This window comes from Halorubrum sp. C191, from assembly GCF_002727095.1.
In the GTDB taxonomy this organism is placed as follows: domain Archaea; phylum Halobacteriota; class Halobacteria; order Halobacteriales; family Haloferacaceae; genus Halorubrum; species Halorubrum ezzemoulense.
This window is the reverse complement of the sequence record NZ_NHNZ01000041.1, coordinates 19,625-41,294: the sequence shown is the minus strand read 5'-3', so window position 1 is coordinate 41,294 and position 21,670 is coordinate 19,625. Positions and strand designations below refer to the sequence as shown.

28 protein-coding genes and 1 pseudogene are annotated in these 21,670 nt (G+C 63.1%); 15 read left to right on the top strand and 14 right to left on the bottom strand.

Translation table 11 applies throughout. The annotated features are described in order from the left end of the window. The first annotated feature begins 25 nt into the window (after window positions 1–25). Window positions 26–1,012, top strand: coding sequence for a tyrosine--tRNA ligase (locus Z052_RS03025; RefSeq protein WP_049932743.1), 987 nt, complete (start codon window positions 26–28; stop codon window positions 1,010–1,012). A gap of 24 nt (window positions 1,013–1,036) precedes the next feature. On the opposite strand, the gene Z052_RS03020 is transcribed toward Z052_RS03025, so the two are convergent. Next, complete coding sequence (locus tag Z052_RS03020) at window positions 1,037–1,819, bottom strand: topoisomerase DNA-binding C4 zinc finger domain-containing protein (RefSeq protein WP_176450642.1); 783 nt, start codon at window positions 1,817–1,819, stop codon at window positions 1,037–1,039. Window positions 1,820–1,998: 179 nt separating this feature from the next. After that, window positions 1,999–4,341, bottom strand: coding sequence for a DEAD/DEAH box helicase (locus Z052_RS03015; RefSeq protein WP_094579663.1), 2,343 nt, complete (start codon window positions 4,339–4,341; stop codon window positions 1,999–2,001). 203 nt (window positions 4,342–4,544) lie between these two features. On the opposite strand from Z052_RS03015, the gene Z052_RS03010 reads away from it, so the two are divergent. The 8 genes and pseudogenes from Z052_RS03010 (at window position 4,545) to Z052_RS02975 (ending at window position 13,225) form a co-directional block, all read left to right on the top strand. Next, entirely contained in the window at window positions 4,545–4,907 is a 363-nt protein-coding gene (locus Z052_RS03010) for a TRAM domain-containing protein (RefSeq protein WP_049932746.1), read from the top strand. Window positions 4,908–5,033: 126 nt separating this feature from the next. After that, window positions 5,034–9,599, top strand: coding sequence for an LAGLIDADG family homing endonuclease (locus Z052_RS03005; protein ID WP_099288809.1), 4,566 nt, complete (start codon window positions 5,034–5,036; stop codon window positions 9,597–9,599). Continuing rightward, window positions 9,600–9,892: pseudogene (locus tag Z052_RS03000) on the top strand (hypothetical protein). A 106-nt stretch (window positions 9,893–9,998) separates the two neighbouring features. Further along, on the top strand, window positions 9,999–10,337 hold the full coding sequence (locus Z052_RS02995) for a hypothetical protein (protein WP_099288808.1): 339 nt from the start codon (window positions 9,999–10,001) through the stop codon (window positions 10,335–10,337). Then, on the top strand, window positions 10,334–10,936 hold the full coding sequence (locus Z052_RS02990) for a hypothetical protein (RefSeq protein WP_099288807.1): 603 nt from the start codon (window positions 10,334–10,336) through the stop codon (window positions 10,934–10,936). The genes Z052_RS02995 and Z052_RS02990 overlap by 4 nt, the downstream gene beginning before the upstream one ends. 56 nt (window positions 10,937–10,992) lie before the next feature. Continuing rightward, complete coding sequence (locus tag Z052_RS02985; RefSeq protein ID WP_094520353.1) at window positions 10,993–11,811, top strand: hypothetical protein; 819 nt, start codon at window positions 10,993–10,995, stop codon at window positions 11,809–11,811. After that, the gene (locus tag Z052_RS02980) at window positions 11,808–12,458 is read left to right on the top strand and encodes a chromosome partitioning protein ParA (protein WP_049932764.1); all 651 of its coding nucleotides are present in this window, start codon (window positions 11,808–11,810) and stop codon (window positions 12,456–12,458) included. The genes Z052_RS02985 and Z052_RS02980 overlap by 4 nt, the downstream gene beginning before the upstream one ends. 83 nt (window positions 12,459–12,541) lie before the next feature. Next, window positions 12,542–13,225 carry a peptidase gene (locus tag Z052_RS02975; RefSeq protein ID WP_094520354.1) on the top strand — a complete coding sequence of 228 codons (684 nt, stop codon included), beginning with the start codon at window positions 12,542–12,544 and terminating at the stop codon, window positions 13,223–13,225. A 27-nt stretch (window positions 13,226–13,252) separates the two neighbouring features. Here the strand turns inward: Z052_RS02975 and Z052_RS02970 are convergent, their stop codons facing one another. Further along, window positions 13,253–13,552, bottom strand: a complete 300-nt coding sequence (locus Z052_RS02970) for a HalOD1 output domain-containing protein (protein ID WP_049932767.1) — start codon at window positions 13,550–13,552, stop codon at window positions 13,253–13,255. A 151-nt stretch (window positions 13,553–13,703) separates the two neighbouring features. Here Z052_RS02970 and Z052_RS02965 point away from each other — a divergent pair, with 151 nt between their 5' ends. Continuing rightward, complete coding sequence (locus tag Z052_RS02965; RefSeq protein WP_049932768.1) at window positions 13,704–15,236, top strand: phenylalanine--tRNA ligase subunit alpha; 1,533 nt, start codon at window positions 13,704–13,706, stop codon at window positions 15,234–15,236. Between the two features lie 783 nt (window positions 15,237–16,019). On the opposite strand, the gene Z052_RS02955 is transcribed toward Z052_RS02965, so the two are convergent. Further along, a complete protein-coding gene (locus tag Z052_RS02955) occupies window positions 16,020–16,277 on the bottom strand; it encodes a hypothetical protein (protein WP_099288805.1) in 258 nt (85 codons plus the stop codon). Between the two features lie 163 nt (window positions 16,278–16,440). Here Z052_RS02955 and Z052_RS02950 point away from each other — a divergent pair, with 163 nt between their 5' ends. Beyond that, complete coding sequence (locus Z052_RS02950) at window positions 16,441–16,629, top strand: hypothetical protein (RefSeq protein WP_099288804.1); 189 nt, start codon at window positions 16,441–16,443, stop codon at window positions 16,627–16,629. Between the two features lie 450 nt (window positions 16,630–17,079). On the opposite strand, the gene Z052_RS02940 is transcribed toward Z052_RS02950, so the two are convergent. Genes Z052_RS02940 through Z052_RS02920 form a run of 8 tightly spaced genes read right to left on the bottom strand, consistent with a single transcriptional unit; the run spans window position 17,080 to window position 18,916 of the window. Next, window positions 17,080–17,298 carry a hypothetical protein gene (locus Z052_RS02940; protein WP_099288802.1) on the bottom strand — a complete coding sequence of 73 codons (219 nt, stop codon included), beginning with the start codon at window positions 17,296–17,298 and terminating at the stop codon, window positions 17,080–17,082. Window positions 17,299–17,334: 36 nt separating this feature from the next. Beyond that, on the bottom strand, window positions 17,335–17,472 hold the full coding sequence (locus tag Z052_RS20130; protein ID WP_158228665.1) for a hypothetical protein: 138 nt from the start codon (window positions 17,470–17,472) through the stop codon (window positions 17,335–17,337). A 16-nt stretch (window positions 17,473–17,488) separates the two neighbouring features. Beyond that, window positions 17,489–17,695: a hypothetical protein gene (locus tag Z052_RS02935; protein WP_099288801.1), complete on the bottom strand. Its 207-nt coding sequence runs from the start codon at window positions 17,693–17,695 to the stop codon at window positions 17,489–17,491. Between the two features lie 6 nt (window positions 17,696–17,701). Beyond that, entirely contained in the window at window positions 17,702–17,968 is a 267-nt protein-coding gene (locus Z052_RS19680; protein WP_144049995.1) for a hypothetical protein, read from the bottom strand. Then, a complete protein-coding gene (locus Z052_RS02930; protein ID WP_099288800.1) occupies window positions 17,961–18,269 on the bottom strand; it encodes a hypothetical protein in 309 nt (102 codons plus the stop codon). The genes Z052_RS19680 and Z052_RS02930 overlap by 8 nt, the downstream gene beginning before the upstream one ends. Further along, window positions 18,266–18,436, bottom strand: a complete 171-nt coding sequence (locus Z052_RS20125) for a hypothetical protein (protein WP_158228664.1) — start codon at window positions 18,434–18,436, stop codon at window positions 18,266–18,268. Before Z052_RS20125 ends, Z052_RS02930 begins: the two co-directional genes overlap by 4 nt. After that, window positions 18,433–18,708 carry a hypothetical protein gene (locus Z052_RS02925; protein WP_099288799.1) on the bottom strand — a complete coding sequence of 92 codons (276 nt, stop codon included), beginning with the start codon at window positions 18,706–18,708 and terminating at the stop codon, window positions 18,433–18,435. Before Z052_RS02925 ends, Z052_RS20125 begins: the two co-directional genes overlap by 4 nt. After that, the gene (locus Z052_RS02920) at window positions 18,698–18,916 is read right to left on the bottom strand and encodes a hypothetical protein (RefSeq protein WP_144049994.1); all 219 of its coding nucleotides are present in this window, start codon (window positions 18,914–18,916) and stop codon (window positions 18,698–18,700) included. Before Z052_RS02920 ends, Z052_RS02925 begins: the two co-directional genes overlap by 11 nt. A 98-nt stretch (window positions 18,917–19,014) precedes the next feature. Here Z052_RS02920 and Z052_RS20120 point away from each other — a divergent pair, with 98 nt between their 5' ends. From Z052_RS20120 to Z052_RS02915, 3 genes are all read left to right on the top strand, one after another. Next, a complete protein-coding gene (locus tag Z052_RS20120; protein WP_158228663.1) occupies window positions 19,015–19,179 on the top strand; it encodes a hypothetical protein in 165 nt (54 codons plus the stop codon). 187 nt (window positions 19,180–19,366) lie between these two features. Further along, window positions 19,367–19,537, top strand: a complete 171-nt coding sequence (locus tag Z052_RS20115) for a hypothetical protein (protein WP_158228662.1) — start codon at window positions 19,367–19,369, stop codon at window positions 19,535–19,537. Between the two features lie 106 nt (window positions 19,538–19,643). Continuing rightward, window positions 19,644–20,189, top strand: a complete 546-nt coding sequence (locus Z052_RS02915; RefSeq protein WP_099288797.1) for a hypothetical protein — start codon at window positions 19,644–19,646, stop codon at window positions 20,187–20,189. Here the strand turns inward: Z052_RS02915 and Z052_RS02910 are convergent. Then, window positions 20,186–20,485 (bottom strand): hypothetical protein, encoded by a 300-nt coding sequence (locus tag Z052_RS02910; protein ID WP_099288796.1) that lies wholly within the window; start codon window positions 20,483–20,485, stop codon window positions 20,186–20,188. The two genes, Z052_RS02915 and Z052_RS02910, sit on opposite strands and share 4 nt — an antisense overlap. A gap of 216 nt (window positions 20,486–20,701) precedes the next feature. Between Z052_RS02910 and Z052_RS02905 the strand changes: the two genes are divergently transcribed. Continuing rightward, entirely contained in the window at window positions 20,702–20,899 is a 198-nt protein-coding gene (locus Z052_RS02905; protein ID WP_144049993.1) for a hypothetical protein, read from the top strand. A 508-nt stretch (window positions 20,900–21,407) separates the two neighbouring features. Here the strand turns inward: Z052_RS02905 and Z052_RS02900 are convergent. After that, the gene (locus tag Z052_RS02900) at window positions 21,408–21,632 is read right to left on the bottom strand and encodes a hypothetical protein (protein ID WP_099288794.1); all 225 of its coding nucleotides are present in this window, start codon (window positions 21,630–21,632) and stop codon (window positions 21,408–21,410) included. Window positions 21,633–21,670: the final 38 nt, after the last annotated feature.

The following is a 21,670-nucleotide window of genomic DNA, read 5'->3' as shown; positions in this document are numbered from 1 at the left end:
TGTCCGGGAACGCACACTCGGAGGTATGGACGCTCACGAGCTGATCACCCGGAACGCGGCCGAGGTGGTCACCGAGTCGGAGATCGAGGCGCTGGCCGACGACCCCGAAGGAAAGCGGGCGTACGTCGGCTACGAGCCCTCGGGCGTGCTCCACATCGGTCACATGCTCACCGCGAACAAGCTCATCGACCTCCAGGAGGCGGGCTTCGAGGTTACGGTCCTCCTCGCGGACGTACACGCCTACCTCAACGACAAGGGGTCGTTCGAGGAGATCCGCCACACCGCCGAGCGGATGCGCGACCAGTTCATCGCCTACGGGCTCGACGAGTCGAACACGCAGTTCGTGCTCGGCTCGGACTTCCAGCTCGACGACGACTACACGCTCGACCTCCACGCCCTGGAGCTCGAGACCACCCTCGCGCGGGCCGAGCGGGCGATGGCCGAGATCAGCTCGGGCGACTCGGTGAAGGTGTCGCAGGCCGTCTACCCGCTGATGCAGGCGCTCGACATCCCGTACCTCGGCGTCGACGTCGCGGTCGGCGGGATGGAGCAGCGGAAGGTCCACATGCTCGCGCGCGACGTGCTGCCGAGCATTGACCGCGAGCCGCCAACGAGCCTCCACACGCCGCTGATCGCCGACCTCGCGACCGGCCGCGGCAAGATGTCCTCCAGCGAGGGCGTCACCATCTCGATGGAGGACTCCCGCGAGGACATCGAGTCGAAGGTGAACGACGCCTACTGCCCGCCGACGGCAGATCCGGAGCCGACCGACGACGGCGCGGAGCGCGAGAACCCCGTCCTCCAGGTGTTCGAGTACCACGTCTTCCCGCGGTTCGACGCGGTCACCGTCGAGCGCCCGGAGGAGTACGGCGGAGACCTGGAGTACGACGCCTACGACGCCCTCGAAGCCGACTTGGAGTCGGGCGAACTCCACCCCGCGGACGCGAAGGGCGCGCTCGCCGAGTACCTCGACCGCCTCATCGCACCGGGCCGCCAGCAGCTCGCCGAGTAAGCCACCCCGCCGGGCGGAGCGCTGTTAGCCGTCTCCTTTCCCCGTGACCTCCGGCTTTTCGCCCGTCGCGCGGCCGTCGACCTCGCAGGTCCCGTCAAGACAACCCAGTCCGGCCGCCGTCTCGAAGACGGGGAGCCCGCAGTCGCACTCGTCGACGGCGACCCCCGCGGGGAACGAGAAGGTGGTGTCGCAGTCGGGATAGCGCTCGCAGCCGAGGTAAACGCGACCCGGCGCGGAGCGGACCCGGAGGTCCCCCTCGCAGTCCGGGCACTCCCAAGCGCCGTCGAACCGGTCGCTGACGGCCGCCTCCATCGGGTCGCACGCGGGGTCGAGACAGAGGTGGAACGGCTCGCCGCGCTCGACGCGGATCTTCGGGAGCCCGCAGTCGTCGCAGGTCGCGTCCGTGACGCTCGCGCCCGCCGGGAGCCCCCAGCGCGCCTCGCAGTCGAGACACGCCACGTCGCCGCGCGACCGCACGAGCGGGCCGCCGTCGTCGGGGCAGGTGCCGACCGGGACGCCCGCCTCCGTGACGGGGAGCGCCCGGCTGGCTGTCGCCTCCTCGGCGACGACGCGGAGCCGCCGCGATCCGTCGCGAGCGGTGACAGTGAACCCGTCGCCGTCACCCTCGACGACGACGCTCTCGGGGCGGGTGAGCCACGCGACGGGCTGGTAGCCGTCAGCGTCGTGGACGAGCGTCGTGTCGTCGGGTTTGATCAGTACCACGACGCGGCCCCGATGGGTTCGGGTGCGGTCGCCGCGGTCGGTCACCTGACAGTCGCCTGCGAGCACGCGGAGTCGTTCCGGCATAGGGCGGGTGGCCGCGGAATGGGTGTTAAGCGGTCGTTCCGGGAGTTTAAGAGAGATGCCGGGCGGGTGGCGGTGAGAACGGGTGACGCGACGAGACGGCAGATCGCTCGAACGTCCCGGCCGCTCGTTGATAAGCGGATACCGACGGATCGCAAGATCGGATTCGGACGCCGGCGCGCCTACGCCACCCGGACCGTCCGCGTCGCCGTGACGGGCAACAGCGGGAGGTCCGGGAAGACGACCTCGACGACGAACTCCAGTTCGTCGGCGTCCGGCGGGCCGAACACGCCGACCGGGACCGTCGTCTCCCCGTCGAGGTACGTCGTCGTCGCGGTCATCTCCACGTCGTTGACGGTGACGCGGATCCCCGCGCGGGCGCTCCCCGAGACGGCCGCGACGGCGACCTCGCACATCTCGTTCTCGCCGACCGCGATGCCGTCGGGGAACTCACCCCAGTCGACGTCGATCCGGGGGCAGTCGCGGGCGGCGTCGACGATCCGCTCCGCCACGGAGTCGCTCATCCCGGCGTTCGCCAGTTCCGCCGGACCGGCGTCGACGACGTCGGCCGGCGAGGTGAGCCCGGCGTCCGCGAGGCGCTCCGCGCGGCCGGAGCCGACCCCCTCGATCGCCGTGAGCGCGACCGCCTCGCGGGAGACGCCGTGTTCGACGCGCGCCTCCACGCGACGGGCGAGGTTGGCGGCGCGCGGGCCCGCGAACCGGTCGAGGAACTCCGCGAGCGCGGCGAGCAGGCGGAGCGCGTTCTGCCGGATCACCCACGCGTCGGAGCGGAGGTCGGAGGGGATCGAGTCGGCCATCCCCGCCAGCAGGATGGCGAACACCTTGCGGTGACCGTCCTCCAGGTCGGTGTCGCGGCCGTCGAGGATGCGGTCGACCGCGTCGGCCTCGGCCGAGCGCGCGGAGACGGAGTCGAACTCGCCCGCCGACGCGACGGTCTCTAACACGGCGTCGGCAGTCAGCGTCTCGCGCTCGGCGAGGCGCCGGAACCGGCGGGCGGTGTCGAGCCGGAGGTAGTACTTCGAGGCCAGCCGACCGAGGGCGGTCGGCTCGATCGCGAGGTCGTCGTCGGCCGCGACGAAGCCGTCGTCGACGAGCGATTCGAGGGTGTTCCGCACCCGGTCGCGGAGCGTCGAGAAGTCGTACTGGTCGGGCTTCGACTGCGCGCGAACGTAGTAGAACGTCGTCTCCAACCACGCCATCACGTCTTCGAGCCCGCGGATCGTCCCCATCGCGATCTCGGCGTTGAGGTGCGACTCGAGGTCGGCGGCGAGCCGCGACTCGATCGCCTTCCCCTCGCGCAGCAGTTTCCGGTACTTGTCCGCGTCGGCGCGGTCGCAGACCACCCAGCCGTACCCGACGTCGTCGTACTCCGGCCGACCGGCGCGCCCGAGCATCTGGAGCACGTCCAGCGGCGAGATGTCCGTCTCCCCCTCCAGCGGGTCGTGGTACTTCGTGTCACGGATGACGACGCAGCGAGCGGGGAGGTTCACGCCCCACGCGAGCGTCGACGTCGAGAAGAGGAACTTGATCTTCCCCTGTTTGAACCACTCCTCGACTCGGTCGCGGTCGTCCTTCCCGAGGCCGGCGTGGTGGAACCCGACGCCGTCGGTGACCGACTGGCGGAGCGTGTCGTTGGTGAGCTCTTTCGCCTCGTTGTGGAAGTCGTAGTCGTCGCGCGAGTCGATCGGGATGTCGCGTTCGGTGATCTCGTCGCGCGCCTTTTTCGCGGCTTGGACGGTGTCCTGCCGCGAGGAGACGAACACGAGCGTCTGTCCGTCCTCGCGGACGTGCGGCTCGGCGAGGTCGAGCGCGCGGTAGAGCCGGCGGTACTTGTCCGCGAACGCGTTCGAGCCGTGCGAGTACGTCTTCACGCCGGTCTCGAGGTCGACGGGACGGTACTCGTCGCCGAAAGCGTACGTCGTCTCCGCGGGCGCGTCGAGCCACTCCGCCACGTCGCCGATGTTCGGCATCGTCGCCGAGAGCGCGACCACGCGGGGGTCTTGGAGCCGGCGGAGCCGCGAGACGGTGACTTCGAGCACCGCGCCGCGCTTCTCGGAGTCGAGCAGGTGGACCTCGTCGATGACGACGCAGTCCACGTCGGTGATAAAGGAGTACCGCGCCGAGTCGTGTTTCCGCGTCGCGCTGTCGGCCTTCTCCGGCGTCGTCACCAGCACGTCCGCGCGCTCGGCGCGGCGGGGGTTCAACTCGCGCTCGCCGGAGACGACGTACACGGAGTAGCCGAGATCCTCGAAGCGCTCCCACTCGCTCTCCTTCTCGTTCGTGAGCGCCCGCAGCGGCGCGACGAAGAGCGCGGTCCCGCCCGCGGCGAGCGTCTTACAGATGGCGAGCTCCGCGAGCGCCGTCTTCCCGGAGGCGGTCGGCGCCGACGCGACCACGTTGTGGTCGGTCTCCAAGATCCCCGGCAGCGCCTCCCGCTGCATCCGGTTGAACTCGTCGAACCCGAAGGCCTCCGCGAACTCCGGCACCGCGTCCGCGACCTTCACGGCACACCACACCCGTGCGCGAGTCGTCGGGAACCGCGGCTGTGTCGCATCGGATCGAGAGGGGGGCTTCGAGGGCAAAGGCGTTTCTCATGCGGGCGCGGCGGGACTCGGGCCGCGCGAGCGGCGAGATGTCGAGGTCGCCGAGCGCCGAAGCGTCGCCGCGGACCCACACCGTTTAGGCGACCGCGGTCGACCGCACGGGTATGATCCCCTCGTCGCCGCTCGTCGTCGGTGCGGGCGTCGCGGTCGCGCTGTTCGCGCTGTTCGCGGTCGCCCGTCGGCTCCGCGGCCCGTCGACGGAGGCGCGCGAGTCGAAACGCGCTCACGAGGCGGCCCAGGAACGCGAACCGCCGGTCGAGATCGGCGAGACGTACGAGTTCGGCGTCACCGAACTCACCGACCACCACTCGGGGAACGAGGTCGCCGTCGGCAAGGTGGAGGGATTCGTCCTCTTCACCGAGGACATCCCGAGCGGGCTCGAACCCGGCGACGTGATCCGCGCGAAGGTCCTCTCGTTCAACGAGGGGCGCACCTCCGCCGACGCGACCTTCGTCGGGCGGGCGTAGTTCGGTCGGTTGGGGCGCGGTCGCCGCCGAGTCGGCCGGCGCGACGACGCCGGACGCCGCACCCGAGGCGACCACGTCCGCCCCGAACCGGAGGTTGATACGTGATGGTGACGAAGAGGTGTCGCAATGGCTCAGGCCGGCACCCAGGACCTCACGGAGCGGTTCATTCAGTTCTATCGCAACTACTACCGGGAGGAGATCGGACAGCTCGCCCAACGGTACCCCAACGAGCAGCGCTCGCTGTACGTCTCCTACGACGACCTCTTTCAGTTCGACCGCGACCTCGCCGAGGACTTCCTGAACAAGCCGGAACAGATGCGCGAGTACGCCGAGGAGGCGCTACGGCTCTATGACCTCCCCGCCGACGTCAGCCTCGGCCGCGCGCATGTCCGCATCGAGGACCTCCCCGATAGCGTCGACATCCGCGGTATCCGCGTCCACGACGACCATATCGGGAAGCTCGTCTCGATTCAAGGGATCGTTCGTAAGGCCACCGACGTACGCCCGAAGGTGACGGAGGCCGCCTTCGAGTGCCAGCGCTGCGGCACCATGACGTACATCCCGCAGTCCGACGGTGGCTTCCAAGAGCCCCACGAGTGCCAGGGCTGCGAGCGACAGGGCCCGTTCCGCGTCAACTTCGATCAGTCCGAGTTCGTCGACTCACAGAAGCTCCGTATCCAAGAGTCGCCCGAGGGGCTCCGCGGCGGCGAGACGCCCCAGTCGCTGGACGTCGACATCGTCGACGACATCACCGGGAAAGTGAGCCCCGGCGACCACGTTACCTGCGTCGGTATCCTCCACATCGAGCAGGTCGAACAGGGCAACGAGAAGTCCGCCATCTTCGACCTGTACATGGACGGCGTCTCCATCGCCATCGAGGACGAGGAGTTCGAGGACATGGACATCACCGAGGCGGACAAACGCGACATCATCGAGCTCTCCGAGCGCGACGACATCTACGAGGCGATGGTGGGTTCGATCGCGCCCGCCATCTACGGGTATGAAGAGGAGAAGCTCGCGATGATCCTCCAGCTGTTCTCCGGCGTGACGAAGCATCTCCCCGACGGGTCGCGGATTCGGGGCGACCTGCACATGCTCCTGATCGGTGACCCCGGCACGGGTAAGTGTCTTAAATTTGATACCAATGTGACACTTGCTGATGGACGAGAAGTTCCGATAGGCGATCTCGTCGAGGACAATCTCGATGATCCGAAACCGATCGACGACGGCGTCTTCGACGAGGTCGATTTCGAAGTACCCTCGCTACAGTCGGACGGAACGATCGGATCCGCGCGAGCGACGAAAGTCTGGAAGCGGGAGGCTCCCGAGACAATGTATCGTGTCGAGACTGCCTCCGGCATGGAACTGGAGGTGACGCCGTCGCATCCGCTGTTCGTTCAGACTGGTGCCGGACACGTTCCGCGGCGTGCGGATGAACTCGACGTCGGTGACCGTGTGGCCGTCGCATCGCGCGCTGCCACAGATGGCGGTATCGCCGTGTCTGGTAGTCAGAACACCTCGGTCGTAGAGGAAGTCCGAGGGGACTCGATCGAGTCCATCGAACGGGTCGAATCCGATGAAGACTGGGTCTACGATCTCGAAGTGGAGAGAACGCACAACTACGTCTCGAACGGGGTCGTCTCTCACAACTCCCAGATGATTTCGTACGTCGAGAACATCGCACCGCGGTCCGTCTACACCTCTGGGAAGGGATCGTCGGCGGCCGGCCTTACAGCTGCAGCCGTGAGAGACGACTTCGGCGACGGCCAGCAGTGGTCGCTCGAAGCCGGCGCTCTCGTCCTCGCGGACAAGGGAATTGCGGCAGTTGACGAGCTCGACAAAATGGACTGCGTCACGGGCGACGCGCTGGTCTCGCTCGCGGACGGCCGCGTCGAGCGCATCGACGAACTAGCGCGGGAGGCCGCCGAAGACGGAGATGTCGAGGAACTCTCGAACGGACGCCATATCCGCGACGTCGACCTCGACGTCTGGTCGATGGACGAGGACGGGAACCTCGTCGAACGGTCCGTCTCCGCGGTCCACGAGTACGACGCGCCGTCGGAGCTGACCCGAGTGACGACGGAGACCGGCGAGTCGCTGACTGCGACCGCCGACCACCCGTTCTTCGTCCTCGACGACGGGGAGCGTGTCGAGCGCGAGGCGGCCGCCCTCGACGGGGGCGACTGGGTGTACGTCCCTCGCGAGATTCCGACGAAGGCGGCGGACGGCGGAGCGGTGGCTGCGAGCGGTGGAAATGGGCCAGCGGCCGAGCCCGGCGACGGGGAGAGCGTCGACGCCGCGATGGCGAGCGTCCTCGGATACCTCTCCGGCGACGGGAACGTCTACTACGACCGCGACGAGGGCGTCTACGGCGTTCGGTTCACCAACACGGACGACGACCTCTTAGACGACTTTGAACGCGCGGCGCGCGAGGCGTTCGACGCGGAGCCGGTCCGCCCGCCGAGCGAACGGCGCGACGGCGGCGTCGAGACGGTCCGCGTCACCGGGAAGGAACACGCCGACGCCGTCCTCAACGCGGGGATGAACCTCGGCCGGTACGACGAGAAGTGCTTCCCGACTCCCGTTTCGACCGGAAGCCGCGCGGCGAAGGCCGCGTTCGTCCGGGCGCTCGCCGACAGCGAAGGCCACGTCGACGAGTCGGCCGGAAACGTTCGGATAGCGTCGGCGAGTCGGGACCTGCTCCGCGGCACGCGGAACCTCCTCTTAGGGTTCGGCGTGTCGAGCCAGCTCCAGTACCGCGAGCGAGACGGCGGTCGCGACGTGTACTACCTCACGGTGACCGACGCGGATTCGCTCGCGGCGTTCCGGCGCTTCGTCGGATTCACGGCCACCCGGAAGGCCGAAGCCCTCGACCGCGTCGTCGATTCGGCCGACGGCGGCCGAACGATCCTCGACGTGGTCCCGGAGGTCGGCGACGCGCTCGCGCGGTCTCGCGAGTCGCTCCGGCTTCACCAGCGCGAGTGCGGGCTCGACGCGGTCACGTACCACGACTTCGAGAGCGGGACTGCGAACGTCTCGCTCCACCGCGCCGACCGGATACTCTCGGCGTTCGAGGATCGGCGCGAACGCGCGACCGAAGACGTGGACGCGCTCGACGCGACGGCGGCGTGGGAGACGCTCTCGGAGCTTCGGCACCGATACCACGTCTCGCAGTCCGAGCTTGCCGAAGGGACGGCGCTGTCCCAACAGCAGATTTCCCGCGAATGGGGCGAACGCGACGAGGTCCGCCGGACGGTGACCGAGCGGCTCCGAGAGATTCTCACCGGAGTCGGGGAGACCGACCTCGACGACCTCCGCGAGTTCGTCCGCGGCGACGTGAAGTGGCGTCGGGTCGAGTCGGTCGAAACCGTTCCGCCGGAGTCGACCGAACACCGCGGCGAGGTGCTCCGACAGCGGCTCGCAGACGTCATCGAGGGACCGGTCGAGACGGCCGAAGAGCGCGCTCGCGACCTGCTCGACCGCGGTCCGGTCGGCGAGACGCGATCGGAGCTGTCGGCGGCGCTGGACGCGTACGGCGTCGGTCAGTCGGACGTGGCGTCGAGGCTCGACGTGACGCAGGCGACCGTCTCCCGCTGGCTGTCCGGCGCCGTCGAGACCGACCGGCTCGACGACGTGCGTGAGGCGGTCGTGGAGGAGGTAAACGCCGTGAAGGCGGAACTGCGGTCGATACTGGCGCGGATCGAGGACGGCGAGCGACCCCGGGTGTACGACCTGACCGTCGAGGAGACGCACAACTTCGTCGCGAACGGGCTCGTCGTCCACAACTCCTCGGACCGCTCCGCGATGCACGAGGGGCTCGAACAGCAGAAGATCTCCGTCTCGAAGGCGGGGATCAACGCGACGCTGAAGGCGCGGTGTTCCCTGCTCGGCGCCGCGAACCCCAAGTACGGCCGGTTCGACCAGTACGAGCCGATCGGCGAGCAGATCGACTTGGAGCCGGCGCTGATCTCGCGGTTCGACCTCATCTTCACCGTGACGGACAGCCCGGACCCGGAGCACGACTCCCGGCTGGCGAAACACATCATCAAGACGAACTACGCCGGCGAGCTCAACACCCAGCGCGAGGAGCTGGCGAGCTCGGAGTTCACCTCCGAACAGGTGGCGGAGGTGACCGAGGAGGTCGCGCCGGAGATCGACTCCGAACTCCTCCGCAAGTACATCGCCCACGCGAAGCGGTCCTGCTTCCCGACGATGACGGAGGAGGCGAAGGAGGTGATAGAGGAGTTCTACGTCGACCTGCGCTCGAAGGGCGCCGACGAGGACGCGCCCGTGCCGGTCACCGCCCGGAAGCTGGAGGCGATGGTGCGGCTCTCCGAGGCGAGCGCGCGGGTACGGCTCTCGGACACCGTCGAGCGCGAGGACGCGGACCGCGCGACGGACATCGTCGAGTCCTGTCTCAAGGACATCGGCGTCGACCCGGAGACGGGCCAGTTCGACGCCGACGTGGTCGAGACGGGCACGTCGAAGAGCCAGCGCGACCGCATCAAGAACATCAAGGGGCTTATCGCCGACATCGAAGAGGAGTATCAGGAGGGCGCGCCCGTCGAGGAGGTGCTCGACCGCGCGGGCGAGATCGGGATGGACCAAGGAAAGGCGGAGGGAGAGATCGAGAAGCTCCGCACGAAGGGCGAAGTGTACGAGCCCAAGCAGGGCCACCTCCGGACGACGTAGATGGACCGGATCTCCGCGATACGGAACGTCGAGGACGCGCTCCGCGAGTTCGAGGACGGCGACGCCGACCTCGCGGCCACCGAGCGTCGCGTCGCGGCCGTGCTCCGGACGTACGCGACCGAGTTCGACGGTGAGGGCGACGTGTTCCGCGCGGTGGGGGACGACCCGGTCGACGGCACCGTGTCGTCGCGCCCTCTGAACCGGCCGCGCGCGAGCGCGTCCTCGCGGCCAGCGGGGTCGACGACGCACCGGACGGCGGGGAGGAGCCCGCGTTCGACGTCGAGCGGTTCTAGTTACTGACCCCGGCCCCGCGGACGCTGAATCGATCCGGCGTCACTGACGCCGACTGAAACGTTCCGGTCCGGAACGGATATATTTCAAAATCGACCACCGGCGGGCGTGCTGCTGGTCGTGACGTACTCGGCGGCCGCCAGAACCGGCCTCCGAAACCTCTGTCGTCGCCACGAGTCGGTCGTCGCGCGGCGGTTCGGTCGCGCCGCGCTGCTCGACGAGACGGAGTACGCGGCGTTCCTCGCGCTGCGGCTGCGGGAGTCGCACGGCGGGGACGTACAGATAGAGCGCACCGAGCCGTTCAACGAGTTCGTCGCCGTCGACGACGCGGTCCGAGAGGCGGCCACGGCCTACGCCGACCGGTCCGCGAAGTCGACGCCGTACGCCGCCTTCGCGGCGGGGACGGACCACCCGGACCCGGACGCGATGCGCGGCAGAGAGCTGTGACCGGGGCGAGGTCGACGCAGTCGGGGTCGAACCGAGAGGACAGCGAGGACGGGTCGGACGCCGTCAGGGGGAGTCCCGCTCCGGGCGAGGTTCTCGGACGACTCCCCGCCGACGCCGGGCTCCGGCGACAGCTCGCGGCGGCCGCGCGCTCGCGGGGGCGGACCGCGTCCGTCGCGGGAGAGATCGCGGACATCGAGGCGGAGCTCGCGGGGATCGAGGTCGAACCGGTCGACCTGACGGCGGCGCGGCGGCGGGTCGCCGAGGCGACCGGAGAGATCGAGCGGCTGAAAGAGCGGGTCGCGGCGCTGCGGGGCGACGTGCGAGCGCGCCGCGAACTCGCCGAGGCGATGTATCCCGAGTTCCGACGCGCGCTCGCGGTCGTTCCGAGCGGCGATCCGAGCGCGGCCGGGACGGGACCGGGCGCGTACGACGGAGACCCGGTCGCGGCGTCGCTCGCGGCCGTCAGGACCGCGGCGCTCGACGGACCGGTCGAGCTGCGCGGCAGCGCGGCGCGGCGGATCGAGGAGTCGGGGCGGAGCCCGCGGTCGCTCCTTCGGACGGCCGATGTTCGCTTTCGAGGCGCGCGCGACGGGCGCTGAACCCGACGGGGGCGGGTTCGCCTGAGCGTTAAATACGATTCCGCGGGACCCGGCGCATGGAACTCGACTGGTCCGTCGACCGCGAGGGGGACGCGTCGCTCGTCGGTTTTCGGGTGCGCAACGACGGGGCGGTCCCGCGGCGTGTTCGGATGGAGAGCCGGCTGAACGGTCCGCTGCTCTCGCCGCGGCGCGGCGGCGTCCCCGAAGCCGGGTGGGACGCAGCGGGTGTGACCGCGGTACTCGACCCGGGCGAGCGCGCGGCGTTCGGGTTCGCCGCGCTCGCCGACCCCGTCGACCCGCCGGTCGAGATCGCGAACGTCGAGCCCGTGTCGTCGGACGCCGACGAGGCCCACGAGACGGCCGCAGGCGGGACCGACCTCGCACGGGCGGCGGTCCGGGACCTCGAATCGTATCGGCCGCCGCGCGCCGCCGTGGACGGAGCGGAAGGGCGCCACGGGACCCCGGACGCGGGCGGCGACGCGGGGGCCTCCGGTTCGGAGGGGCACTTGCCGGGCCGGGAGGATGCCGAGGGCGACGGCGACGCGGAGAGAGTCGCGGCGCGAGTCGAGCGCGACCCGGACCAGTCAGCTACGCCCGAGTCACCGCGGCGAAGTGCGGCCGGTGGCGGCGTCGACGCGTGGTTCGTGGCCGTCGAGGCGCGGATCGAACGGGCGGAGCGCCTGACCGACGCCGACCTCGCGGCGGCGACGACGGTCGTCGAGGAGGTCGACGGCCTCGACGGGGTCGGAGCGCTCGACGAGCACGTCGCGGCCGACGCCGAGCGGCTGCGGGCGGTCCGCGACCGCGCCGCGGCGCTGGCGGACCGCGCCGAGGAGAGCGAGATCCGGGTCGAGGCGCTGGAGGCGCTGGCGTGATCCTCGCGGTTGCGGGCGGGAAAGGCGGCGTGGGGAAGACGACGCTCGCGTACAACGTCGCCGCCGCGCTCGACGCCGTCGTCGTCGACGCGGACCTCGGGATGGCGGACCTGCCTGACGGCCGCGGCCCCGACCTCCACGACGTGCTCGCCGGCGCGGCGGCCCCGACGGAGGCGCTCCGTCCCGGCCCGGTCGACATCGTCCCGTGCGGGCGGACGCTGGCGGGCGCTCGGGCGGCCGACCTGACGCGGTTGGCGGAGGCGGTCGCCGCGGTCGAGCGCGAGTTCGGGACGGTCGTCGTCGACTGTCCCGCCGGACGCCGCGCCGACGCCGGCGTGCCGCTCGCGGTCGCGGACGCCTGCCTCCTCGTCGTCTCGCCGCGCGCGTTCGCGCTCGCCGACGCGATCCGGACGCGAGAGCTGGCCCGGGAACTCGACGCCGGGTTGGTCGGCTGCGCGGTCAACCGCGTGACCGAGCCGCCGCCGGTCGACCCGATCGGTGACGCGCTCGGGGCGCCCGCGGAGGTCGTCCCGGCCGACCCCCGCGTCGGCCGCTCGGTGGCGACGGAGCGGCCGGTCACGACCGCCGCGCCCGAGAGCGAGGCCGCCGCGGCGGTCCGGGCGCTCGCGCGACGCGTTCCGGAGTGAACGCCGGAGGGGGGCGCCGCCGTCGCGACGGGCCCGGCGCGACATCGGGCCTTTTTACCTCGGGCGTGCCCTCAGCGAGGACGATGATCGGAGTCGCGTTCGTCGTCGGCGTCGCGGTCGTCGCCGCGCTCGCGGTCGCCGTGGGGCCGCTGTACGCGGCCGACCGGTTCCGCGACCTGCGGGAACCGACGGACGCGGAGCGAGCGCAGATCGTGGCGCTGGCGGAACCGGGCGGACTCGCCGTCGAGCGCGTCGCGATCGAAGCCGTCGACGGCGCGGGCGGGGACGGCGCCGCAGCCGACGGTCCCGCTGAGGTGTCGGTCCGGGGACCGCCCCGTAGACGGGTGCTGTTCCTCACCGAAGACGTGTTGACCGACCTCGACGAGGACGCCGCAGTCGGGCTGTTCGCGGCGGAGGCCGGCCGCGTGACGACGTACTACGCCGAGTTCCGCGCCGTCGCCGTCGGCGCCGTGCTTGGGGCGCTGGCCGCGGTCGTCACGACCCTCGTCCCCTTCGAGTCCGGGTTCGCCGCGCTCGTCGCCGTGGGGCTCGTTTCTTTCTGGGCCGGTCGGCGGGTCCAGTACGCGGCGGACGCCCGCGCCGCGGACGCGGTCGGCGCCGACCGCGTCGCCGACGCGTTCGAGCGCGTCGCGGAGCGCCGCGGCGTCGAGCCGGAGACCGGCGACTGGTCGACGTGGTTCGAGGTACAGCCCGCGCTCGGGGATCGGGTCGCGCGGCTCCGCGAGCGGGCTGCCGACGCGGAGTAACGAGTGAAGGGACCGAGGCGGCCGGGGTCAGTTCCCCGAGCGCTGAGCGACGGCGGAGTCGGGGCCGACGCGGACGTCGTAACCCGCGACGGTGAGGGAGACGTCGGCGTCGGACCGCCCGGCGACGAGCGAGTTCAGCGCGTCGGGGTCGACGTGTTCGTACAGTACCACGCCCTCCTCGGGGAGGTCCGCCGGATCGACGCCGGCGAGATCAGCTATCGCTTCGACGACGGCGAGACTGGGACTGGGACCGCTGCCCCCGTGACGGACGCGCGCCCGCTCCGGAACCGAACCGGAGCCGCTCGATTCGGCCGTTACGCTGCTCATACCCCCTAGAGGCGGATATCATACATAAATCAGTCGTTCAATTTATCATATATGATGCCTTGCCCGCGACAGAGTCACTGAACCGGGAGCCGGGCGCGTCTCGGTCCCGGAACCGTTACCAACCAGCCGCACGCGTGTAGAGACAACTCGAATGCGACTCCCGGAACGACAGCTCGCGGTCCTCGAGGCCGCGAGCGCGACGGACGAACGAACGGTGGCAGAGATAGCCGCGGAGACCGACCTGAAGCCGGAGACGGTGGCCGGCGCGGCCTTCGACCTCGCCGACGAGGGGCTCGTCGAGGTCGGCTCGGTGACCGACCGGACGCTCGCGCTCACCGACGAGGGGCGGCGCTACGTCGACGAGGGGCTACCCGAGACGCGGCTCTACCGCGCCGGCCGCGACGCGGGGGCCGACGCCGACTCGGTCTCGATGGGCGCAGTCATCGGTGAGGCGGCGTTGGACGGTCCGGAGGTCGACATCGCGCTCGCGAACTTCGCGCGGAAGGGGTACGGGAGCGTCGACGGCGGCGAGCTCTCGGTCGACCCCGACGCCGATCCCGACGACGCCGAGGCGACGGCGCTCGCGGCGCTCGCGGAGGCCGACGCCGACGGGGAGAGTCTCGACGGGGACGCCCTCGACGTTGACGAGGCCGTGATCGATCGGCTCGACTCGCGCGGGCTGATCGCGGTCGGCGAGTCCGTCACGCGGACGGTCCGGCTCACAGACGAGGGCGTCGACGCGCTGATGACCGGCGTGGAGGCGACCGAGACGGTCGGGGCGCTCACGCCTGAGCTCCTCGCCAGCGGCGAGTGGCGGGACGCCGAGTTCGCCGCGTACAACGTCGAGGCGGAGGCGGAGACGGCCCGCGGCGGTCGCAAGCACGTCCTCCGTCGGACCGCCGACCGCGTGAAGGACGTCCTCGTCGGCATGGGGTTCCAAGAGATGGAGGGCCCGCACGCCGACGCCGACTTCTGGATCAACGACTGCCTGTTCATGCCGCAGGACCACCCTGCCCGGACCCACTGGGACCGGTTCGCGCTCGACGTGGACCGCATGGAGTCGATTTCGGACGAACTGATGGCCCGCGTCGAGTCGGCCCACCGCGACGGGTGGGGCGACGACGGCGACGGCTACCACTCGCCGTGGTCGGAGGAGTTCGCCCGCGAGGTCGCCCTCCGCGGACACACCACGTCGCTGTCGATGCGATACCTCTCCGGGGTTGCCGGCGCGGAGCTGGAGCCGCCGCAGCGCTACTTCTCGGTCGAGAAGGTGTACCGCAACGACACCCTCGACCCGACGCACCTCCTGGAGTTCTTCCAGATCGAGGGGTGGGTGATGGCCGAGGACCTCTCGGTGCGCGACCTGATGGGCACCTTCGAGGAGTTCTACCGGCAGTTCGGGATCACGGACATCCGGTTCAAGCCGCACTACAACCCGTACACCGAACCCTCCTTCGAGCTGTTCGGGGAACACCCGGAGACGGGCGAGGAGATCGAGATCGGCAACTCCGGCGTGTTCCGGGAGGAAGTCACCGGCCCCCTCGGCGTCGACTGCGACGTGATGGCGTGGGGGCTCGCCTTAGAGCGGCTCGCGATGCTCACCACCGGCGCGGAGGACATCCGCGACCTCCACGGGACGCTCGCGGACATCGAGTTCCTGCGGGACGCGGAGGTGAGCTACTGACGCTATGAATACCGTATACAATACGTAAACAATTTGGCTGAGTTTGAAAAATCGAACTTGTAGTTTGAAAATCACTTAATCAATAAATCATCCATAGATTATGTTCGAGACACTGCTCATAGTCGAAACTCATCATCCTGTAAGTCTCTGAGCTCACGATTATACCGCTGGACCATCTCGTCAAGCTCATTCTCCTAGACGCCGTCCATATCGCGGTACTCAAGTGGAATAACCTAATCCCGATACCCCCGTAAGTACAAATTTGAGTAGTTCTTACTCATCACCTCTCAAACCTCAGACACCCTCTGCCTCTAATATCAGCTCAGACTTCTCAGTGAGCCTGCGTATAGTCCTTCTACCGTCCTCTTCAGATTCTAACTATTCATTCTCTTCCAGCGATTCAAGACATTCATAGATGGTGCTACCACAGACACCAAGACGGTCTACAAGACTGATATTACTACCAATCAAAGCAACCCCGCAAATGCTATTCATCCTATAGTTGTTCAAATAGATTAGAGAGCAATCTGAACACGCTCAGAGGGATAGAGGAACATAGACGAACAGGAATACAATCACTAGTGGTACTGCTAATATTGGAAGTAGACTCGTAATCCCAATAGCGAGAACAGAAATCAAGATGGCGATACCAACGATAACCACTGGTGACAAGATTAGCGATGAGATGATATCCAAGTCAAACGCACCCATCAGAGCAAATATCATAGCCACAGTCCACAGAATAAATATCCAGATCGGCAAAGATACCAACTTCGTCAATCACTATTCTATTCTAAACTCGTTCGCACGTGCGTCCTGTAAATCCTGTTCTATTCGCCTGATATGGTCATTTAGAACCTCGTCCTCCACATCGCAAAGTGCTGAGAACTCAGAAGGTATGATATGGTTGTGAAAGCACTCTAAGTAGTCATTAGCGAACGCTGTGTGTCTATCTTCATTTATTCTCTGAGCTTCTCGCAACCATTTGAGCCTCCGCTCTAACAGCTCCTCCTCTAACAACCCCTCTTCTTCTGTAGTCATAACATATATCAAATAGTCTAGGAGATCAAAGAAAGACGCGATATTGATTTAGTACATATAGAATCGTGAGATGTTATCGGAGCATACCTATACCCGCAGAGATTTTAATTGACGAGAGAATATCAGCAGAATTTTTTATTCGGCTAGTCCAACTCAACAACTGATGCCCTCCACCAACGCCAATATCCAGTCCCTACAGCAGAGTCCAGTTATACACGGTCTCCTGTGGTTTGTGGTCATCTCCATATGTGGGTATCTGTTCACCGACAGAACCCTAATTTCAGCCCTCTCAACGGCGACTGTGAGTGCGGTCTTCTACGGTGGACTGGTGTACCTCTGGAATGTATACTGAGCCTGTAAGTTGTGAAGGAGAGTCCGAGCTGAGTATATCCAGCAACATGGACTTTCTGTAAGTCACACTACTGAACCGATAGTCGCTAACTGCCCAAGTCAGTCAACGATAGCCAGAAAAGCAACTCCGAGAAGGACAAATACCGTCCAGAGGACGGGTAGTGGGGTCTGATTTAGTATCCCATACGACTGAATAAGAATCCCCAGTCCACCCCCGATAACAAGGAAAACTGGGAGGAGCAACTTCACCCGTTGCGGGTTGTTCCACGTCTCAAAATCCGTTGAGAGCAGGCGAGACTGGAGTTTGGTGCGTATATCCGACATACTGCGTTGAATAGTAATGAGTCCAAATTAAAGTTTACAACACGCATATAAGCAGGCTCGTTCTGACTGGGGATTCATCGACTTCCGCGTAAAATCAACTTCTTGCAAATCGCTGTATGACATCTTTTCAGTATTTAAGCAGTGACTTGACCTCACTAAAATCCGCGTTAGTCAATACTTGCTCCTCACCCCCATATACACGATACTCCCCGTTGCCATTACAGTCGATAGTGTACGTCTCGTCGAACAGTAGGAATACGCCACCTCCAAAATAATCTCCACGGAGTGTATTCTCGTCTATCGAATCTACAAGCGTCTGAAACTCCTCGTCATCAGTTTCATTCATCTCTGTCCCACCTGCTGTTAACGTCGACTATCTCAGTCACCATTCGTAAGTCTGGTCTTGCTCGCTCTCTTCTGGCTCGATGAACATATTCAGCGAGCAGTACTCACTCAACTTTTCGGCTACCTTGCTGGATCGGTCTATGTGTGTCGTTCCAAAAGCCTCGAACTCCGCCATTAGATGAGTGAACTCGTCAATTAATATGAGAGTTATCAGCTGAGTCCGACCAAAGCGGTTTCTCAAGCATCTGAACGTCGATATCCATAGACATCGCTTCGACGTTCTCAACGTGTGTGCGGGCGTGTTCCTCCTGCTCGTACACGGTGAACTCCTGCCACACGTCCTCTATCTCTCCGTCGTTGACAGCCTGCTTCCGCTCAAGTACCACGTAGACGTTCATCCTCCATCACCCCGCTCCATCTGCGGAATCTCCGAAAGCAACTTCTGCCATATCCTCTACAACCTCTTTATTCCATCCGATTATCTGTACTATATCTCTGAACGGATCAGGATTACCACCACCCTCGTTTGAATCGTCAAGCCAAAATCGCTCGCATCTGCAAGGAGGATTCGAGCAACGTGCGATATCTGGTCTGACTTGGATTGTCTCGTCAGAATCACAGAACGGGCAGGCAGGCGTATCAGCAGGGGTGTAGGCGTCTTCACTACTCATCGCCATCACCAGCCTCGCTTGGCTCACCACGTGCAAGCTCTTCCAATTCCTCATCCATCCTGTCCGCTTCTCGTATCTGCTGAGGATGGATGTTCAGCTCCGCGACCTCGCAGGAGCAGAATTGGAACGTAGGGTCTGTGTCCGCCCGCTCCCACAACTTCTCGAACTCCTCTGCTTCCTTCTTCGCTTTTTTCTTGGAGGTACGGAGGCAACGGATGTCTGTTGCAGGTTCGTCGTCGTCCGAGTAGTAGACGACCACCACGACCGCGTAGAGCTGGATAGGTCTCTCGTCGTGCTTCATTCCGCATCACCCGCTTCGTCACGGTCTTCGGTCTCTATCTTCACTCCTGAATTAACGTACCCATACAGTTCGCTTCCACACAGAGGACAGTAATTGAATTCCACGTCGCCTGCTTCGACTGGGTGTTTGACCATACACTCCTCGCAAATCATCGCGTCGTACCTCACAGTGAACCACCCGCAAGGTTACGGAGCTTTTCAACCACTTCCTCTACTGTCCCGAAACCGTCACCAATCTCCTTGCCCGTGTGGTGGTCGCCGATACCTCGTGCAGAAGTGTAGATACGGTAGTCCTCACGCACGTTGGTGATTACGAGGTCGTCCGCGGTAATAATCCAGAACCCGTGTTTGAGGTCTCCACGGAGTGTGTCGCTCTCCATATTCTCCGCTATCCAATCGCGTATGCGGTCGAAGTCGTCGGTGTCATAGTCACGGCTCATCTGTATCACCTTTACTTATCACTAGCCTGAGTTGTTCGTTTAGCTGTTCTGTCTGCTCGATGAGTTCGTTGCGAGTGTGGGAGACCGTCGCTTCCTCCATCAGAAACCGCAGATACTCCCCAGACGACATATCCCGCTCATCACGCCTTCTACGGAACATATCCGCAACTTTCTCATCCTGAATCGAAATGGTTGTTCTAAATGTCATCACGTGTTAGTATACGGATTAATTACCTAAATGTTCTTTGTCCTACCTGTATGATAGCTGATAAGATTAGTAGGGTAATGCGATAATTAGTTAGTACGATGTCACGCTACAGCAAGAACATCGAGAACCTCTGCCCTGAATACGGGCGGAACAGTAGGAGAGAACGAACCGAGAAAGAACCGAAGTACATCTGCCACAAGTACGGAGCTGAGTTCAACGAAGACGAGATTCACAGAGTATTGGAAGATAAGGATACAGGATAGACGCTGTACTACCTACAGTCAATCAAAGAGTTTGAAACTACGTTGATGACTGCTGACAAAATAGAAGAAATGGAGGCGTACAAATCAGAGGTGGAAGAATAAATGCTCGTAAGAGACAGGTCACTGGGATAGACGACTCTTGCTGTATTCAGGAACTTGACGCGAAGAAAGCGTGTAATTCAGAATGATGGCAGATACAGACTTTGCTGGGTCAATCTGGGTACTAATCCAAAACGGAGATCCAGAAATAGCGTATGGCAATCCTGTGCTAGCTGAAATGGCGAAGCAGAATTATACTGATGAGAGTGAGAATGTGACTGAAAGTGATATTGAAATCAAGGACGTTGTGCTTAGTTAACGCAACGCTAAACTAAATATTTTATAGTAACGAACTGTACTTATTGTCGCATCTTTGCGGTATCTACGATGAAATCTTTTAGGCGGATGTTGAGTTCGGTTTTAATATGGATTGGAAAATGGATGATTTTGGATCTGAACCTGAGTCTGATGCTTGGCAGTATGGATTCTCTGATGAGGTAGAAATTAATCTCGATATTGAACTCGGTGAAGAAGAGGAAGAGACTTTGATGTTCCTTTTCTGGCGTCACAAAAAGTACTGGTCTCGCTCCGAGATTCAAGATGAGCTAGGTTACAGTGATTGGGTTGCTCGTCGAGTCTGCGAGAATCTGGAATCCACCTCTCTTGTCGAAGTTGATGAGAGAGAAAATGACGGTGATATCCCAGACACAATCGTCTACACAATATCCTCGGACGGTATCCAGTACGTTCGTCAGAACGACCTCAAGACACCCACAGAAGTAGAGAATCGAGAAGAGATACAGGACATCAAGAACAAGCTCGTATCTCTTCAGAATCGGAACGACGAGCTTGAGAAGGAGAACGACTATCTACGGAAACGTACTGACGCTCTTGAGTTCTACATCAAGCAACTCCTAGTGATAGCTGAGGACGAAGGATACGATATCCAAGATTGGTCAGGACAAGGCTAAGAAGGAAATTCAGGCTCGTAATCGTATCTGTCTTTGTTCTCGTTCCAGACCTCCACGGCTTCGTCTAACATCTCCACATCGTACACCTTGTCATCAGATTGCTTGTAGTAGTCTCGATTGTTCTCATAGTACTCAACAGCGTTCTCGACCTTCTCTATCTCCAGTTCCCAGTAGTACAGTTGCTGTAACGGGTCTGTCTCATCAGTCCAGTAGAAACTGTACAGAATATCGCTAACACAGATTCTGTGCCCCTCGATACGTGGGTCATCTCTAGGTGCTGATTCAAGATCTTTCATATCATATTGTTTCTGTTCCAACACTAAATATTCAAGATAAATACGAGCATTTATTTTGATCTGATAGTTAATCTGACATATGACGTGTCCAAAATGCGGTTCAAATCGAACAAAATCGCCTGTTGACCCGCTTGCATCGAAGACGTACTGTAAGGACTGTGGTCATTACTGGAGATGATGCAGATTCAAATCAAAAATCACGTGTGGCAGATGCTGATGAAAGACGAATATCTGGTGGTGCAGAAAGAGTACGAACAAGAAGAAGAGCAGTTCTGGGAGACAGAACTAACCGTAGAGGTGACTGAGGGTAACACTCACCAGCTGTACTCATACTTGTCTGAATACATCGAACACAAAGACCTCGCACTAGATCTGACCAAAGATATCTGGATGTACGGGAAAGGAAGAGTTTGAATTAGTTCAGGTCTGCTTCAGCCATCATATCGACCGCAATTGAATCAGGAATTCGACCGAGGTAGTTGTTGTAGAACGTCTGCTCATCACACCATCCACCCCAAGTCATCACTGCTTTCTTAGATCTGCTACTATTGAGCTTTCAGTAAGTGTCGTAGCCCACGTTCTGCGTAGGTGGTGTGTCGTAAGGTGTCCCTAGTGTTTCTCTGATTCAAACTCTTCAGAAACGACGATTGGTGAGCTTGTCTGTAGATTCTATCTTGAAAACGAATGTACTGGTTTGATTCCCGATTTTCTTCCATCTCTGTGTATCTCTGTCGTCAGAGAGACTTACTCAAATCCGACAATCTGGATTGTGAGTTACTCCGCATTTACCTAGCGTCGAATATTCGAATTGTGAGCGACTCCTGTGGGAGTTGGATATAACACGTATAGAGACTCCTCATACCCGAGATAGATATTGTGAGTCCTGTAAGAAACGTCCTATTCCTGAGCTGTGTTGCGTGCGTTAGTCGAAACTGAGACGAGGATACTCTGGTTTGCGTGTCTCCTTCGCTTTCTCAAAGACTTCATCCTGCACCTCAGGCGGGATCTCCACGTCGCTCGATGCTTTCGCTTGTAGGATTCCAAACGCGGAATAGTCAATCGCATCTTGGATACTGAATGCTTCAATATACTGTGGATTCTCTAGGATAACTTTCCTATCGCGGACTGTGACTTGCCAGTTTTCCATACGAATTCTATTTGACTCATATGGCAAAAAAATGATGT